Source organism: Streptomyces antimicrobicus, from assembly GCF_020532625.1.
Taxonomy (GTDB): Bacteria; Actinomycetota; Actinomycetes; order Streptomycetales; family Streptomycetaceae; genus Streptomyces; species Streptomyces antimicrobicus.
This window is the reverse complement of record NZ_JAJAUY010000136.1, coordinates 1-16,067: the sequence shown is the minus strand read 5'-3', so window position 1 is coordinate 16,067 and position 16,067 is coordinate 1. Positions and strand designations below refer to the sequence as shown.

Annotated in this window: 10 protein-coding genes and 2 pseudogenes; 10 read left to right on the top strand and 2 right to left on the bottom strand. The window is 76.0% G+C overall.

What is annotated here, in order from left to right; all coding sequences use genetic code 11:
• From LG632_RS24950 to LG632_RS30755, 6 genes and pseudogenes are all read left to right on the top strand, one after another.
• The coding region (locus tag LG632_RS24950; protein WP_226729800.1) for a tetratricopeptide repeat protein at nucleotides 1-1,221 on the top strand (1,221 nt) is incomplete at its 5' end.
• Nucleotides 1,218-2,795 (top strand): phytoene desaturase family protein, encoded by a 1,578-nt coding sequence (locus LG632_RS24945; RefSeq protein ID WP_226729799.1) that lies wholly within the window; start codon nucleotides 1,218-1,220, stop codon nucleotides 2,793-2,795. The genes LG632_RS24950 and LG632_RS24945, both read left to right, overlap by 4 nt.
• Nucleotides 2,796-3,042: 247 nt before the next feature.
• The gene (locus LG632_RS24940) at nucleotides 3,043-3,678 is read left to right on the top strand and encodes an RNA polymerase sigma factor (RefSeq protein ID WP_226729798.1); all 636 of its coding nucleotides are present in this window, start codon (nucleotides 3,043-3,045) and stop codon (nucleotides 3,676-3,678) included.
• A complete protein-coding gene (locus tag LG632_RS24935) occupies nucleotides 3,675-3,968 on the top strand; it encodes a hypothetical protein (protein WP_226729797.1) in 294 nt (97 codons plus the stop codon). Before LG632_RS24940 ends, LG632_RS24935 begins: the two co-directional genes overlap by 4 nt.
• A 101-nt stretch (nucleotides 3,969-4,069) precedes the next feature.
• Nucleotides 4,070-4,201: a hypothetical protein gene (locus LG632_RS30350; protein WP_264202233.1), complete on the top strand. Its 132-nt coding sequence runs from the start codon at nucleotides 4,070-4,072 to the stop codon at nucleotides 4,199-4,201.
• A 15-nt stretch (nucleotides 4,202-4,216) separates the two neighbouring features.
• Nucleotides 4,217-6,085, top strand: a pseudogene (locus LG632_RS30755) (nSTAND1 domain-containing NTPase); the annotation flags it as partial.
• Nucleotides 6,086-8,559: 2,474 nt separating this feature from the next.
• Here the strand turns inward: LG632_RS30755 and LG632_RS24925 are convergent.
• Nucleotides 8,560-9,753, bottom strand: a complete 1,194-nt coding sequence (locus tag LG632_RS24925; RefSeq protein WP_226729796.1) for an FAD-dependent monooxygenase — start codon at nucleotides 9,751-9,753, stop codon at nucleotides 8,560-8,562.
• 76 nt (nucleotides 9,754-9,829) lie between these two features.
• Between LG632_RS24925 and LG632_RS24920 the strand changes: the two genes are divergently transcribed.
• A complete protein-coding gene (locus tag LG632_RS24920) occupies nucleotides 9,830-10,510 on the top strand; it encodes a TetR/AcrR family transcriptional regulator (protein WP_226729795.1) in 681 nt (226 codons plus the stop codon).
• A gap of 80 nt (nucleotides 10,511-10,590) precedes the next feature.
• Here LG632_RS24920 and LG632_RS24915 read toward each other — a convergent pair whose 3' ends face one another.
• The gene (locus LG632_RS24915; RefSeq protein ID WP_226729794.1) at nucleotides 10,591-12,399 is read right to left on the bottom strand and encodes a serine hydrolase domain-containing protein; all 1,809 of its coding nucleotides are present in this window, start codon (nucleotides 12,397-12,399) and stop codon (nucleotides 10,591-10,593) included.
• Between the two features lie 139 nt (nucleotides 12,400-12,538).
• On the opposite strand from LG632_RS24915, the gene LG632_RS24910 reads away from it, so the two are divergent.
• From LG632_RS24910 to LG632_RS30345, 3 genes and pseudogenes are all read left to right on the top strand, one after another.
• Nucleotides 12,539-13,666: an NAD(P)H-dependent flavin oxidoreductase gene (locus LG632_RS24910; protein ID WP_226729793.1), complete on the top strand. Its 1,128-nt coding sequence runs from the start codon at nucleotides 12,539-12,541 to the stop codon at nucleotides 13,664-13,666.
• On the top strand, nucleotides 13,663-15,243 hold the full coding sequence (locus LG632_RS24905) for an acyl-CoA synthetase (RefSeq protein WP_226729792.1): 1,581 nt from the start codon (nucleotides 13,663-13,665) through the stop codon (nucleotides 15,241-15,243). The genes LG632_RS24910 and LG632_RS24905 overlap by 4 nt, the downstream gene beginning before the upstream one ends.
• Before the next feature lie 231 nt (nucleotides 15,244-15,474).
• Nucleotides 15,475-16,067, top strand: a pseudogene (locus LG632_RS30345) (hypothetical protein); the annotation flags it as partial.

Genomic DNA, 16,067 nt, shown 5'->3' with positions numbered 1-16,067 from the left:
GCCGGTGGTACGGGCGGGGCCCGTCGGCCGGGCCCCGGGCGGCCGGACCCCGCCGTGGACCCGCGGACCCAGGCGTACGGCATCCGGATCCCGCGCCCCACCGCCCCCGGCGACGGCGCCACCCACGCCACCGGCGCGACTCCCGGCCCGCTCGGCCCGCACGCCGCGCACCGCACGCACGCCGCCCCCCTCGGCCCGCCCGCCGCCGCCGCGGCCGACGACCGCGATCCCGCCACCTTGGCCGCCGGCTTCACCGCCGCCGTCACCCTCGCCCGGTCCGGCCGTCCGCAGGACGCCCTGCCGGCGCACACCCGCGTCGCCGAGGGCAGGGCGGCCGTGCTCGGCCCCGACCACCCCGACACCCTGGCCGCGCGCCAGGAGATCGCGTACGTCCTGGACCAGCTCGGCCGGCACCAGGAGGCCCACGAGGCCTACCGCGCCGTGCTCGCCGCCCGCGAACGCGCCATGGGCGCGGACCACCCCGAGACCCTGCGCTGCCGGCACAACCTGGCCTGCAACCTCAGCCGCACGGGCCGGACCCGCGACGCCTTCCGCATCGCCGCCGAGGTCGCCGCCACCCGCGGCCGGCTGCTCGGCGAGGACCACCCCGACACCCTGCTCACCCGCTACGAGGCCGCGTACGCGCTGGGCCAGCTGGGGCGCTGGCAGGAGGCCCTGATCGCCTTCCGGGAGATCGCCGCCGCCCGCCTGCGCACCCTGGGCCGCGACCACCCCGACACCCTGGCCGCCCGCTACGAGGTCGGTATCGCCCTCGGCCGGCTCGGGCGCGCCGCGCAGGCGTACGACCTGTTCCGGGCGCTCGTGCGCGACCGCACCCGGGCGTACGGGGCGCGGGACCCGGAGACCCTGCGCGCCCGGCACGTCCTGGGCGTGAACCTCGGCCGGATGGACCGCTGGGAGGAGGCCGTGGCCGAGGCCCGCGAGGTGGGCCGGCTGCGCGCCGAGGTCCTCGGCCCGACCCACCCCGACACCCTCGCCAGCCGGCGCGAGGTCGCCGTGGGCCTCGGCCGGCTGGGCCGCTGGCCGGAGGCGCTGACGCTGTACCGGGAGATCGCCGGGGTCCGCGAGCGGACCCTCGGCCCCGAGCACCCCGACACGGTGGCCGCCCACGCCGACGAGGCGCACTGTCTGGAACAGCTCGCCCAGCTGAGCCGCCAGGGTGTGCGGGAGGGGGCCGATGTGCTAGGCAGGTCGCCATGACCGACAGCCGAGGGTTCCGGCAGGACGTGTACGACGCGGTGGTCGTGGGCGGCGGGCACAACGGCCTGGTGGCCGCCGCCTACCTGGCCCGGGCGGGGAGGTCCGTCCTCGTCCTCGAACGCCTGGGGCACACCGGGGGAGCGGCCGTGTCCACCCGCCCCTTCCCCGGCGTCGAGGCCCGGCTCTCGCGCTACTCCTACCTGGTCTCGCTGCTCCCGTCGAAGATCGTGCGGGACCTCGGCCTGAGCTTCGCCGTCCGCAAGCGCGGCATCTCCTCGTACACCCCGGCCGAGCGGGACGGCCGCCCCACCGGTCTGCTCGTCGGCGGGGGCGAGGCCCGCACCCGGGAGTCCTTCCGCCGGCTGACCGGCTCCGACCGGGAGTACGAGCGCTGGCGGGCCTTCTACGGCACGACCGCCGAGGTCGCCGCGAAGGTCTTCCCCACGCTCACCGAGCCGCTGCCGAGCCGGGAGGAACTGCGGGCGCGGGTCGGGGACGAGGCGGCCTGGCGGATGCTGTTCGAGGAGCCGCTGGGCCGGACGATCGAGGACCGCTTCGACGACGACCTGGTCCGGGGCGTGGTGCTGACGGACGGTCTGATCGGCACCTTCGCCGACGCCCACGACCCGACGCTGCTGCAGAACCGCTGCTTCCTCTACCACGTCATCGGCGGCGGCACCGGCGACTGGGACGTGCCGGTCGGCGGGATGGGCGCGTTCACCGACGCGCTCGCCGCCGCCGCACGGGGCGCCGGGGCCGAGATCGCCACCGGGCACGAGGCCGTCCGCATCGACACCGACGGCACCGGCCGCGCCGAGGTGGCCTTCCGTACCGCCGCGGGCGAGGGCTCCGTGGCCGCCCGTACGGTCCTCGTCGGCGCCTCGCCGCGCGCGCTGGCCGAACTCCTCGGCGAGACCCCGCCGGAGCCGGCCCCGGAGGGCGCCCAGTTGAAGATCAACATGCTGCTGCGGCGGTTGCCGCGGCTGCGCGACACCTCCGTGGACCCGCGCGAGGCCTTCGCCGGGACCTTCCACATCGCCGAGGGCTACGCCGCCCTCGCCCGCGCCCACGCCGAGGCGGCGGCCGGGGAACTGCCCTCCGCCCCGCCGTCGGAGATCTACTGCCACTCGCTGACCGACCCGAGCGTGCTGGGGCCGGAGCTGGCGGCCCGGGGTCACCAGACGCTGACGCTGTTCGGCCTGCACGCCCCGGCGCGGCTGTTCGAGCGCGACAACACCGAGGCCCGCGAGGTCCTGCTGACCGCCACCCTCGCCCAGCTCGACGCCCACCTGGCCGAACCCCTCACCGACTGCCTGGCCATGGACGACGACGGCCGCCCGTGCATCGAGGCGAAGACCCCGCTGGACCTGGAACGCGACCTGCGGCTGCCCGGCGGCCACATCTTCCACCGCGACCTGTCCTGGCCGTACGCCGAGGAGGCCGGAGGCACGGGCCGGTGGGGCGTGGAGACCGCGCACCGCAACGTCCTGCTGTGCGGCGCGGGCGCCGTCCGCGGCGGCGGCGTCAGCGGCATCCCGGGACACAACGCGGCGATGGCGGCCCTGGGCCGCTAGGGCCTCGGCCGGGCGGGCGATCCGGCCCGGGTGAATCCTTTCCGCCCCTCCTCCCCTCTCATCCACGTGACCGGCCGCACGGGCCGGTCCGCGGAACCCCCGTCGGGGCCAGGAGGAGAAACAATCATGGTGGTCGTCGGTATCGCAGTCATCGGCACGCTGCTCGTGGGCGCGTGCGCCTGGCACCTGGTGAGGCGGATGAAGAGCCGGGCCTGACCAGCGGGTACGGGATCGCGAGGAGAACCACATGAACCGACGTCAGAGCTGGCCGGACGCGCGGCTGATCGAAGCCGCCCAGGCAGGCGACGTCACCTCGCTCACGGCCGTCGTGATGGAGTCGCAGCCCCACGTCCGCAGGTTCGCCCTGTCCTTGTGCGCCTCGCCGCAGGACGCGGAGGACGCGGCGCAGGAGGCGCTGATCATCCTCTACCGGAAGATCGGCACGCTGCGGGCGACCGGCGCACTCGCCTCATGGGTGTTCCGGATCGTCCGCAACGAATGCCTCCGGCAGGTGCGCCTGCTCGTCGCCCGCGCCGACGAGGCGCCGGGCGCGGACGACGGGCCCGGCGGGGACGCGGAACCGTCCGCCGAGGAGGCGGTGCTGCGCAGGCTGGAGGCGGAGCGGATCGCGGCCGCCGTCAGTTCCCTGCCGCGTGACCAGCGGCAGGTCCTGATCATGCGGGACGTCCAGGGCCTGCCCGGCAGGACGGTGGCCCGCGCGCTCGGGCTGAGCACCCCCGCGATGAAGTCGCGGCTGCACCGGGCCCGCGCGGCGCTGCGCGACCGCCTGGCCGGTCCCGTCGAGGACGCCGATCCGCCCGTTCCCGCTGATGAACGATGCGCGGGAGTACGACCCGCACCACATGGAGGAGAACACCGATGAACGCCACCGCTACACCGCCCCGAGGGGATTTCGCCAGTACCTCCGTACCGCGTCACCTGGCCCGCGGCCTCATCGGCTTCGGGCTGATCGCCGGCTCGGTCGCCCTGACCCTGTTCACCGGTCCGGTCGCGCTGCTGGCGGCGCCGCTCGGCCTGATCGCCCTTCGCGGCTGCCCGGTCTGCTGGATGGTCGGCCTGGCGCAGACGATCTCCCGGGGCCGCCTGGAGCGCGAGTGCGTGGACGGCGCCTGCAGCCTGGTCGCCGCGCGGCCCTCGGGCCCGCGGGCGTAGGCCCCGTCCCGACCGGCCCCTCCGGACCGATCGGCCGAACTGCGGGCGTGCGGCGGCTGGTTGGCGTACATTGGTGGCCCTTTGGGGAGAGGGGGACGGGTATGGGGAACGCCCGTGAAACGCGGCTGACCGACGACAGGGGCGTCCGGGTCGAGGTCGTCGACGCCGGCGGCGGTCTCGACGCCACGGCCGACGGCGGCCCCGGTCCGGGCGGCGGCCCGGGGGCGGCGTAGCGAAGGCCGCCGGGGATGACCGCCGTGCACGAGGAGGAGGCCCTCACCCGGTCCGTGGTACGGATCCGGGCCGGGGGCGCGGTCGGGGACGCGGTCGCAGGCGCGGCCGGGGACGTGGTCGGGGCCGGCTTCCTGGTCGGCCCCGACATCGTGTGCACCTGCGCCCACGTCGTGGCCCGTGCCGCCGGCCTGCCCGACACCCCCGACGAGGCCCCGCCGGGGCCGGTGTCGCTCGACTTCCCGCTGGTCCGGGACGACACGGGGGCCGTACGGGCCGCCCGCGCGACCGTCGTGGCGTGGCGGCGGATCGCCGACGACGACACCGGGGACGTGGCCCTGCTGCGACTGGACCGGCCGGTGCCCGGCACCCGCCCGGCGCCGCTGGTCGACGGCACGAAGGTGTGGGAACACCCGTTCCGCGCCCTCGGGTTCCCGGCGGGCTTCCCGCACGGCCTGTGGGCCCGGGGCACGCTGCGCGGGCCGCAGGGCGCGGGCTGGCTGCAGATGGAGACCCCGGTCGGCGAGCCGCGGATCACTCCCGGCTTCAGCGGCTCCCCGGTCTGGGACGCGCGGCAGGACGGCGTCGTCGGCATGACCGTGGCCGCCTGGAGCGGCGCCGGTGCCACCACCGCCTACCTGATCCCGTCGGCCCGGCTCGTCGACGAGGACGTGCTGCGGCCGCGCTGCCCCTTCCGGGGGCTGGCCCCGTTCACCGAGGACGACGCCGAACTGTTCCACGGGCGGGCCGAGGAGACCGCTCGCCTGCGGGACGCCGTCGCCCGGCACCCGCTGACGCTGGTGGTCGGCCCGTCCGGCTCCGGCAAGTCCTCGCTGGTACGGGCCGGGCTGCTGCCCCGCCTCCACCGCGAGGGGTTCACCGTGTCCGAGCTCCGGGCCGTGCCCGGGGCCGACCCGGCGGCGGCGCTGGCCCGCGCCGTGGTCCCCGTACTGGAGCCCGGTCTCGGTGAGGTCGGCCGGATGCGGGCGGCCGCCGAACTCGCCGGGCTGCTGTCGCAGGAGACGGCCGGAGCGTTACGGGACCGGCTGCTCGCGCACGGCGGAGCGGGCGGCCACGTCCTCTTCGTGGACCAGCTGGAGGAGTACGCGGTCGAGCGGCCCGACGCGGCCCGCCACCTGCTGGGCCTGCTGGTCGCCCTCGGCAGCTCCCCGTCCGCGGGCGATCCGGGACCGCCGGGTGCCGGGCCCGCGCTGCGGGTGGTGGCCACCGCCCGCCCCGAGTCCCTCGACGTCCTGGTCACCTCCGGCACGGCCGCTGCGCTCAGCGGTGGCGCCGCCCAGTTCCTCGCCCCGCTCTCCGGCGAGGGCCTGCACCAGGCGGTCACCGCCCCCGTGGACTCCGTACCCGGCCTGTGGTTCGAAGCGGGCCTGCCCGAACGCATCGTCGCCGACGCCGCCGGCGAACCCGGCCGGATGCCGCTCGTGGAGTTCGCCCTGACCCGGCTCTGGGAGGAGCGGGAGCGGTCCATGCTCACGCACGCCGCCTACACCCGGCTGGGCGGGGTCGCGGGCGCCCTCGTCGGCTACGCCGAGGAAGCGCTGCGGACGCACGTCGCGCAGGACCAGGCGTACCTCGCGCGGCGGCTGTTCGCCCAACTGGCCCGGCCCGTCGAGGGCGGCGGCTTCGCCCGCCGCCCCGCCCGGACCGCCGATCTCGCCCCGGACCTGCAGGCCCTCGCCCGCCGCCTGGCCCCCACCAAACTCGTCGTCCTGGGCCAGGACCAGGACGGCGCCGAGATCGTGGACCTGGCCCACGAGCAACTCGCCACGCTGTGGCCCCGGCTCCAGGCGTGGCTGGCCGACTCCCGGGACTTCCGGCAGTGGCAGGAGCAGCTGCGCCGGGACCTGGACCGCTGGCGGGCCGGCGGCCGGGAGCCCGGGGCGCTGCTGCGCGGCGGCATCCTCGACACGGCGACGGAGTGGTTGGCCCGCCGGCCCGAGGACATCCCGGAGGCGGAACGCGACTACATCCGGCAGAGCCGACGCCACCGGCTCCGCGGCGTCCGCCGCTGGCAGGCGGTCGCCGCCGCCCTCACCGTGCTCGTCCTGCTGGCGGGCGTGCTGACGGTGTTCGTGCAGCGCCGCGGCGAGACGGTCGAGGCGCAACTGCGCACGCAGGCGTCCCGGGTGCTGGCGGACCTGTCCCACCGCCACGAGGCGGGCCGCCCCGCGCTCGCGCTGCAGTTCGCCCTGGCCGCGTGGCGGACCGAGCAGACCCCGGAGGCGTACGGGGCGCTGCTGCGGCAGTACCCGCGGGGGCAGCGGCTGACGGGAAGCCGTCCCGGCCTGTGGCCGGGCCGGTTCCTGGCGCTGCGCACCACCCGGGACGGCTCCACCGCCGTGGTGAGCTCGGTCCGCGACAGCGGCGAGTACGTCCTCACCCTGCTCACCGGCCTGCACACCGGGCAGCCGGGACACCGGACGCTGCGCGAGCTGCCCGGCGTCCGCTCGGACGCGCGGGGGGACGCCCTCAGCCCCGACGGCCGCAGCTACGCCATGGCCGGGACGGACGGCAGCGTGTGGGTGTGGGACCTGACCGGCGACGCCCCGCCGGTGCGCCTGACGTCCGAGGACACCAAGGGCCGCAAGGTGGTGAAGTCCCACCTCCTGGACTACAGCGGGGACGGGCGCCGGCTGCTGCGGGTCGTGCGGTTCTACGACGGGTCCGGCGCGGCCGGGACCCACGACCGCTACGCCGCGCTCTCGGTCTGGGACCTGCCGTCCGGCGGACGGGTGCCGACGCCCCCCGATCTCGTACCGGGCGACATCAGGGACGCCGCGTTCACCGCCGACGCCGGGCAGGTGGTCTTCACCCCCCAGTACGACACGAACCGGCCGGGGCGGACCGTCGTGCGGGAGCTGCGCACGGGCCGCGAGGTCGCCGCGTACGACCCGGTGGGCCTCACGGTCCTCGCCGGTGACGGTGAGCTGCTGCTCGAAGAGGTGAGCGGCGGGACCGGCCCGGGCGCGGCCGACAGGACCACCCGGACGCGGCAGGCGGGGGCGCAGAGCGGCCCGGCGACCCCGCTGCCGGACCTGGTGGACACGCAGAAGCTCGACGTCACGGGCGAGTTCGCGATCGTCGGGCAGCCGACCACCGAGAAGAACTACCAGGAGGTGACCCTGATCGCGCTGCGCACCGGCCGGATCCACCGGACCAGGGTGCCCGCGCAAGGGGACGGCGACCTGACCCTCGCCGCCGTTCCCGGCCCGGACGACCGCGTCACCGTCATGCTCCCCACGGCGGACGCCCTGCTCACCGCCACGGCGGTCCCGGTCGACGGGGCGACGGCACTCACCGCGGCCACCGCGACCGCCAACGGCGCCCTCTCGCCCGACGGCCGCCTGCTGGCGCGTACGGACGCCAGCTCGCTGGAGATCGTCACCGCCGACCGCGGCAGCAGCCGGCGCGCGCCGAGGGACCCCACGACCGGCAACCCGCCCGAGCCGGTCTGGACCGCGGACTCCCGGTGGGTGGTGCTGGAACGCTCCGGCGGGGGCCTGGCCGCGTACCGGGCGGACGATCCGGCCCGGCGGGTGGACCTCCACTGGGAGGCCGGTCCCGGCCCGGCCCGGCGGGGCCCGGCGGTGGAGGCCGTGGAGCCCATGACCGGTTCGGAACTGGCGGTCTTCACCGCCGACGGCCGGCTGGTGCTCGTCGACGCGGCCACCGGAGGGCCGGTGGGCCCGGCCACCCAGGTGGAACGGAAGTCGGAGGCCCAGGCCGTCGAGCCGGTCATCTTCACCGGGCTGGCCCAGCTCCGCGCGCGGCCGGGGCACCCGGACGAGGTGGCGGTCGTCACCAGCTCCGGAACCACCACCGGCACGGTGGAGATCCGCAACGTCCGCACCGGCGCCCGGACCGGGACCCTGACCGTGGGGGAACTCCCCGCCCGCTTCGAGTTCTGGGAGTCCACCCCGCTGCTGTTCGACGCCGAGGGCGGCCGCCTGGTGACGCGCAACGCGGACGGCTTCCTGCACCAGTGGGCCCTGCCGGACGGAGCGCCGGACGCGCGGCCCCTGGCCGTCGCCGGGGCCAAGGTCTCCGAGCTGATCGGGTTCGGACCGCGGGGGACCCTGATCACGACCGGGGGCGACGGCGAACTGCAGTTCTGGGACCTGGCCGGCGGGCTCCTGCTCACCACCCACCCCACTCCGGCGGACCTGGGCATCGCGCTGCGCGGCACCCGCCTCGGCATCGCCGGGGAAGGCTGGTACCAGGACCTGGACCTGCGCCCGGAGGAGATCATGAAGACCCTGTGCGCCGGGGTGGGACGGGACTTCACCGAGGGCGAGCGCGAACTGCTGCCGGCCGGCGCCGTACGGACCCCGCCCTGCGGTCACCCGAGGGGGCGTGCGGCGAAGGCCGCCCGGGGGGAGGGCAGGGCGAATCCGTCGTACAGGTCGTCCACGGCGCGCAGACCGAGGCGGGCGGGGGTGGCGCGGACGGCGAAGTCGCGGACGGCGGCCGCCAGCGGGTTGCGCAGTGCGGCGACGCGGCCGGCGCGGCGGGCCCGTACCCGTATGGCGTCGGTCCGGTCGCGGCGGGCCGCCGAGTAGGCGGCGAGGGCCCGCGGCGCGCCGTCGCGGTCGGCCCCGTCCAGCAGGTGGGCGAGGACCACGGCGTCCTCGATCGCCTGGCAGCCGCCCTGGCCGAGGTTCGGGGTCATGGCGTGGGCGGCGTCGCCGAGCCAGGCGAGGCGGCCGTGGTGGAGGCGGGGGAGCGGGGCCGCCAGGTCGTACAGGTCGTGCTGGAGCAGCGCGTCCGGGTCCAGCCGGTCCAGGAGGGCCGGCACCGGGTCGTGCCAGCGGCCGAACCGCCGCGCCAGTTCCGTCCGTACGTCGGCCGGCCGGGTGCCGGGCGGCACGACGGCGGTCGCGTACACGTACACCCGCCCGTCGGCCAGCGGCACGACGCCGAACCGCTCGCCGCGGCCCCAGGTCTCCGTGGTGACCAGCGGCGGCAGGCCCTCGGCGGTCACGACGGTCCGCCAGGCGGTCTCGCCGCTGTGGTGCAGGCCGGGGTGGGCGGGGAAGTACTGGCGGCGCAGGGGGCTGTTGATGCCGTCGGCGGCGATCACGACGTCGGCCCGGACGTCGTCGCCGCCCGCGGTACGGACGACGGGCGCGGCGCCCTCGGCGTCGTCGACCCGCCGGACGGTGCTCGCGTAGCGGATCGTCCCGGGGGGCAGTGCCGCCGCGAGTCCGGCGGTGAGGGCGGCGCGGTGGACGGCCAGGGGCGGCCGTCCGTAGCGCCGCGTCAGGGCCTCGGTCCGGGCGCGCTGGAGCCAGCGGCCGTCGGGCCGCCGCAGGCCCACGGCGGCGGGTACGGCACTGCCGGTGGCCCGTTCGACGTCGAACCCGATCGCGTCGAAGGCGCGCAACGCGTTGGGGGCGAGCACGATTCCGGCGCCGGGTGCCGGATCGGCGCTCCGCTCGTGCACGCCGACCTCCCAACCGCGCCGGTGCAGGGCCACGGCCGCGGTGAGCCCCCCGATCCCGGCTCCCACGACGACCGCGCGACGTCGAGACATGTCCACTCCTTCCGCCCGGCCTCTACATCCGTAGAGGCCCTCATGGACCTCACTCTACAGCTGTAGAGTGAGGTCCATGCCGCCCGTGCCCGCCACACCGCCCACACCGCCCACGCCCGCCCCACCTCCCACGCCCGCGCCGCCTGCCGCTACCGCGCCGCCGGACCGCAGGACGCTGATCGCCGACACCGCGATCGCCACGGTGGCCGCCGCCGGTCTGCGGGGGCTGACCCACCGGGCGGTGGACCGGGCCGCCGGTCTGCCGGCGGGCAGCACCTCGTACTACTTCCGCACCCGGACGGCCCTGATCGAGGCCTGCTACCGGCGGCTGGCCGAACTGGACCTGGCCGACGTGGACCAGGACGCGCCGCCGCCGGACCCGGCGGCCCTGGGCCGCGACGAGGTGGCGGCCGCCTTCGCCGCCGTCCTGCACCGCTGGCTGACCACCGGCCGCGAGCGCCAACTCGCCCGCTTCGAGCTCTCCTTGGAGGCGGCCCGCAACCCGGACCTGCGCACTGGCCTGCACCGGGCCGGCCTGGGCGCCCGCGCCCGCGCGGCCGCGATCCTCGCCGCACTCGGTGCGCCGAGGCCGGAGGAGTCCGGTGACCTCCTGGTCGCCTGGACCGAGGGCCTCCTCTACGACCACCTGGCCGGCGCCCTCGCGGCCACCCGCCCGACCCCCACCCCCGCCGCCCTCACCACGACGGTCCGCCGCATGCTGGACGCGGCCCTGAGGGACCTACCGCCGACGCCGTGAGCCGCACCCGAGTACCGACTACGAGGTCGGCGTGGCTCGGTCAGCAACCAGGCGCATGCCGAAACGCTCCCGCGCGGCAGTCAGTCGCCCGAGCGGATCCAGCCCTCCGCCCGGATCGCGCCGGCCTGTTCGGGGCGGTCCTCCGTGAAGAGCAGGCGGGTGCGTTCCGAGACGCGCACGGCGTCCACGTAGCAGCCCCGGCCCACGTAGCGGCCGGTGGCCTCGTGGCGCAAGCGCAGGTGGACCGGTCGGCCGGGCGGTCCGGGGAGCGGGGCCTCCAGGTGGTGCCAGATGCGGCCCGACCAGCCGCTGACCCGGCCCTCGGGCCAGGTCTCGGGGCTGCCGCCGGTGGTACGGACGGTGCGGAAGGGGAGGGGGTGCCAGGTGGTGCCGTCGGGGGAGGATTCCAGGTGGAGCGCGCCGTCCCCGGGAACGGTGTCCCACCACAGCGCGCAGCGCAGGCGGGCGTCGGGGCCGGACGGGGTGACCGGGGGCAGGGTGAGGGTGCCCGAGGCGCCGGGGGTCTGCCCCGAGAACCAGGCCGGGCCGCCGTGCCGGGTGCGGACGGGTACGGCGCGGGCGAAGGCGTTGCCGACGGCGACCCGGGGCGCGCTGCCGGCCCGCCAGGTGCGGACGGGGTGCACCGAGTTGCCCAGCAGGACGAGGTAGGAGTCGGTGGACGGGTCGAGCACGAGTGAGGTGCCGGTGAACCCGGTGTGGCCGGCGGAGTGGGGCGTGGCCATGGCGCCCATGTACCAGTGCTGGTAGAGCTCGAAGCCCAGGCCGTGGTCGTCGCCGGGGAAGGCGGTGTTGAAGTCGGTGAAGAGGAGTTCGACCGAGGCGGCGCGCAGGATGCGGCGGCCCGCGTAGGTGCCGCCGTCCAGGAGGGTGCGGGCCAGGACCGCGAGGTCCCAGGCCGTGCCGAAGACGCCGGCGTGCCCGGCCACGCCGCCGAGGGCGTACGCGTTCTCGTCGTGCACCTCGCCCCACACCAGCCCGCGGTCCAGGCCGGACCAGGGCGGGCGCTGCACCTCGGTGGCCGCGGTGACGCGGCGCCACGAGAGCGGGGGGTTGAAGCGTGTGCGGTGCATCCCGAGCGGAGCGGTGATCTCGTCGTGGAGCAGCACGTCCAGAGTGCGACCGGTGATCCGTTCCAGGAGCAGCTGCAACGCGATCAGGTTGAGGTCCGAGTAGCGGTACACGGTGCCCGGGGCGTCCTGGGGGCGCACCTCCCACAGCAGGCGCAGGCGTTCCTCTCGGTTCGGCTGCGAGTAGAACGGCGCCCACGAGCGCAGGCCCGAGGTGTGGGTGAGCAACTGCCGGACGGTGACCGCCTCCTTCCCGCCGCCGGTGAACTCCGGCAGGTACCGCCGCACCGGGGCCTCCAGCTCCAGCCGCCCCCGCTCCATCTGCTGGACCGCCAGCACCGACGTGAACAGCTTGGTCAGCGAGGCCAGGTCGAAGACGGTGTCCTCGGTCACGGCGATCCGTTCGGCGGGCGGGAACTCCCGGGCCCGGTCGGTGCGTCCGTCGTAGTCGGCGTAGCGCACGGCGTCGCCCATCGCGCGGTGCAGGGCCACCGTGCGTCCGCGCCCGGCCAGCACCACGGCGCCGGCGTAGTACGGGTGCCGCGGCGAGGGGCCGAGGAACCGCCGGGCCTCGTCGGCGACGGCCTCCAGGTGCCGTTCCACCAGCCCGGCCTGCCGCGCCGACCCGTAGCGCAACCGCAGCCCCTGCGCTCCCCGCCGCTCGGCCGCCCCCGCCCCGCCCGGCAGGGCGGCGTGCAGCAGCAACACCCCGCCCAGCGCCAGCAACCGCCCCCCGAGCCGCCTGCGGCTGACCCGGCCGCCACTGCGGTGCGACTGCGCTGCCCCCGTGTCCGTCGTCATGTGCCGCCTCCTGTCCGCACGTTATCCACTATCTGCCCGCCCGCCCCCTTCCCCCCGCGCCTCTGGGGCCGTAAAGAATCTGACACAGCATCAGAAACTCTCTTCCCTCGGCCGCCGGCCTGCGGCACCATGGCCCGCCATGGAGACCGAGCTGAGCAGGAAGCTGGGAGTCGAGCACGCCGTCTTCGGGTTCACGCCGTTCCCCGCGGTCGCCGCCGCCATCACCCGCGCGGGCGGCTTCGGGGTGCTCGGGGCGGTGCGGTACGCCGATCCCGACGAGCTGGCCCGGGACCTCGACTGGATGCAGGACCACACCGACGGCAAGCCGTACGGCCTCGACGTCGTCATGCCCGCCAAGAAGGCCGTCGACGGGATCAGCGAGGCCGACATCGAGGCGATGATCCCGGCCGAGCACCGGGCGTTCGTCCGCGACACCCTCGCCCGGTACGGCGTGCCCCCGCTCCCCGAGGGCGAGACGTCCGGCTGGCGCATCACCGGCTGGATGGACCAGGTCGCCCGCAGCCAGCTCGACGTCGCCTTCGACTACCCCATCAAGCTCCTGGCCAACGCCCTCGGTTCACCGCCCGCCGACGTCGTCGCCCGCGCCCACGACCACGGCGTCCTCGTCGCCGCCCTGGCCGGCAGCGCCAAGCACGCCCGCCGGCACGCCGAGGCCGGCATCGACATCGTCGTCGCCCAGGGGTACGAGGCAGGGGGCCACACGGGCGACATCGCCACCATGGTCCTGGTCCCCGAGATCGTGGAGGCCGTGGCTCCGCTCCCGGTCCTCGCCGCCGGCGGCATCGGCAGCGGCGAGCAGATCGCGGCCGGTCTCGCCCTCGGCGCGCAGGGCGTCTGGCTCGGCTCCCTCTGGCTCACCACCACCGAGGCCGAACTGCACTCCCGCGCCCTGACCGACAAGCTCCTGGCGGCCGGTTCGGGGGACACCGTGCGCTCCCGGGCCCTCACCGGAAAGCCCGCCCGGCAGCTGCGCACCGAGTGGACCGACGCCTGGGACGACCCGAACGGCCCGGGGGCCCTGCCCATGCCGCTCCAAGGGCTCCTCGTCGCGGAGGCCGTCTCCCGCATCCAGAAGTACGAGGTGGAGCCGCTGCTCGGCACCCCGGTCGGGCAGATCGTCGGCCGGATGACCGCCGAACGCAGCGTCCAGGCCGTCTTCGACGAACTGACCGGCGGATTCGAGAAGGCCATCGACCGGTTGGGCCGCATCGCCGGCCGTGGGAGCAGCGAGGAGAGCGCGCGATGACCGACCCCCGCCCCGCGGCGGCCCCCCGGCCGCAGACCCCCGGCGGCTTCTGGGCCCAGGCGACCGCCGACCCGGACCGGATCGTGATCACCGCTCCGGACGCGGAGCAGTGGTCCGCCGGCCGGCTGCACGCCGCCGTCAACCAGCTCGTCCACGGCCTGCGCGCCGCCGGCCTGCGCGAGGGCGACGCCTTCGCCGTCGTGCTGCCCAACGGCGTGGAGTTCTTCACCGCCTACCTCGCCGCCACCCAGGCCGGCCTCTACCTGGTCCCCGTCAACCACCACCTGGTCGGCCCCGAGATCGCCTGGATCCTCTCCGACTCCGGCGCCAAGGTGCTCATCGCCCACGAACGCTTCGCCGAGGCCGCCACCGCCGCCGCCGACGAGGCGGGCCTGCCGGCCGGCCACCGCTACGGCGTCGGAACCGTGCCCGGCTTCCGCCCGTACGCCGAACTCCTCGCCGGCCGGCCCACCACGCCCCCGGCCGGCCGGACCCTGGGCTGGGTCATGAACTACACCTCCGGCACCACCGGCCGCCCGCGCGGCATCCGCCGTCCGCTGCCCGGCAAGCTCCCGGAGGAGACGCACCTGGGCGGCTTCCTCGGCATCTTCGGCATCCGGCCGTACGACGGCAACGTGCACCTGGTGTGCTCGCCGCTCTACCACACGGCGGTGCTCCAGTTCGCCGGCGCCTCCCTGCACATCGGGCACCCGCTCGTCCTGATGGACAAGTGGACCCCCGAGGAGATGCTCCGCCTGATCGAGACGTACCGCTGCACGCACACGCACATGGTCCCCACCCAGTTCCACCGCCTGCTCGCGCTCCCCGAGGCCACCCGGACCGCGTACGACGTCACGTCCATGCGGCATGCCGTCCACGGCGCCGCGCCCTGCCCGGACCACGTCAAACGGGCCATGATCGAGTGGTGGGGCCACTGCGTGGAGGAGTACTACGCCGCCAGCGAGGGCGGCGGCGCCTTCGCCACCGCCGAGGACTGGCTCAAGAAGCCCGGAACCGTGGGCCGGGCCTGGCCGATCAGCGAACTCGCGGTCTTCGACGACGACGGCCACCGGCTGCCCGCCGGTGAGCTGGGCACCGTCTACATGAAGATGAACACCGGCGGCTTCAGCTACCACAAGGACGAAGCCAAGACCCGCAGCAACCGCATCGGCGACTTCTTCACCGTCGGCGACCTCGGGTACCTGGACGAGGAGGGGTACCTCTTCCTGCGCGACCGCAAGATCGACATGATCATCTCGGGCGGGGTCAACATCTACCCGGCCGAGATCGAGTCCGCGCTGCTGACCCATCCGGCCGTCGCCGACGCGGCCGTCTTCGGCATCCCGCACGCCGACTGGGGCGAGGAGGTCAAGGCCGTCGTGGAACCGGCCGGCGGGTACACCCCCGGGGACGCGCTCGCCGCCGAGATCCTGGCCCACTGCGAGCGGCGGCTCGCCGGCTACAAGCGGCCCCGGACCGTGGACTTCGTCGCGGCCATGCCCCGCGACCCCAACGGCAAGCTCTACAAGCGCCGGTTGCGCGACCCGTACTGGGAGGGGCGCGAGCGGGCCGTGTGAGGCCCGGGCGGGCACGTCGACCGGCCCGCCCCCACCGGCGGCGACCCCGGCCCGCCGCCCGTGGGCCGCCCGGCCCAACCTGGCGGGCCGGTCGGGTTATACCCCGCCGTGCCTGCCACGGGTCCGGGTCCGGAACTCGGTGAGATGTGCGGCGGACCGACGTTGGTCCGATTCTTTCCGACCTCACCGCACTCCCTCCGACCGTCGCGGCCGGAGGGGGGTAAGGACGACATGTACGCGAGCACCACTCCCCGCCGCAGGCGCCGGGCCCTGGCCGTCGCGGCGCTCACCGCGGCGGCCGTCACCGGCCAGCTGGCCGGTGTGTCTTCGGTGGCCCAGGCCGACGGCGACCGCAACAGCGCGATCCGCACGGGCATCAACCTGATGGAACCCCCGCCGGGTGAGTACGACGGACCCCCGCCGAACGGCCAGGACCCCGACCGGCCCAAGCCGCAGCCCAAGCCGAAGCCGACGGCCACCGTGCACGGTGTGCAGGAATTCACCAACGACGGCTCGTTCGTGCCCCCGCCCGGCGTCACCTCGGTCTTCGTCCAGGCCTGGGGCGCCGGCGGTGGCGGCGGCGGTGGCGGCGGCGGCTTCGCCGGCACCGAGGGCGGCCCCGGCGGCTCCGGCGGCGGTGGCGGTGGCGGCGGCTTCGCCTGGTGCTCGGTGCCGGTGAAGCCGGGCAAGACCTACACCGTCGTCCTCGGCGACGGCGGAGCCCTGGGCGGCGGCGGCGCGGCCGGCGACTACGGCGTCAACGGCGGCATCGGAGGCACCGGCACCGGCGGCCGCGACGGCTCGGCCCGGTCCGTGGCCTCGCC

Bases quoted from the DNA above. Each gene is read 5' to 3' on its own strand.
- LG632_RS24945 (WP_226729799.1), top strand. From the start codon at position 1,218: ATGACCGACAGCCGAGGGTTCCGGCAGGACGTGTACGACGCGGTGGTC.
- LG632_RS24940 (WP_226729798.1), top strand. From the start codon at position 3,043: ATGAACCGACGTCAGAGCTGGCCGGACGCGCGGCTGATCGAAGCCGCC.
- LG632_RS24935 (WP_226729797.1), top strand. From the start codon at position 3,675: ATGAACGCCACCGCTACACCGCCCCGAGGGGATTTCGCCAGTACCTCC.
- LG632_RS30350 (WP_264202233.1), top strand. From the start codon at position 4,070: ATGGGGAACGCCCGTGAAACGCGGCTGACCGACGACAGGGGCGTCCGG.
- LG632_RS24925 (WP_226729796.1), bottom strand. From the start codon at position 9,753: ATGTCTCGACGTCGCGCGGTCGTCGTGGGAGCCGGGATCGGGGGGCTC.
- LG632_RS24920 (WP_226729795.1), top strand. From the start codon at position 9,830: ATGCCGCCCGTGCCCGCCACACCGCCCACACCGCCCACGCCCGCCCCA.
- LG632_RS24915 (WP_226729794.1), bottom strand. From the start codon at position 12,399: ATGACGACGGACACGGGGGCAGCGCAGTCGCACCGCAGTGGCGGCCGG.
- LG632_RS24910 (WP_226729793.1), top strand. From the start codon at position 12,539: ATGGAGACCGAGCTGAGCAGGAAGCTGGGAGTCGAGCACGCCGTCTTC.
- LG632_RS24905 (WP_226729792.1), top strand. From the start codon at position 13,663: ATGACCGACCCCCGCCCCGCGGCGGCCCCCCGGCCGCAGACCCCCGGC.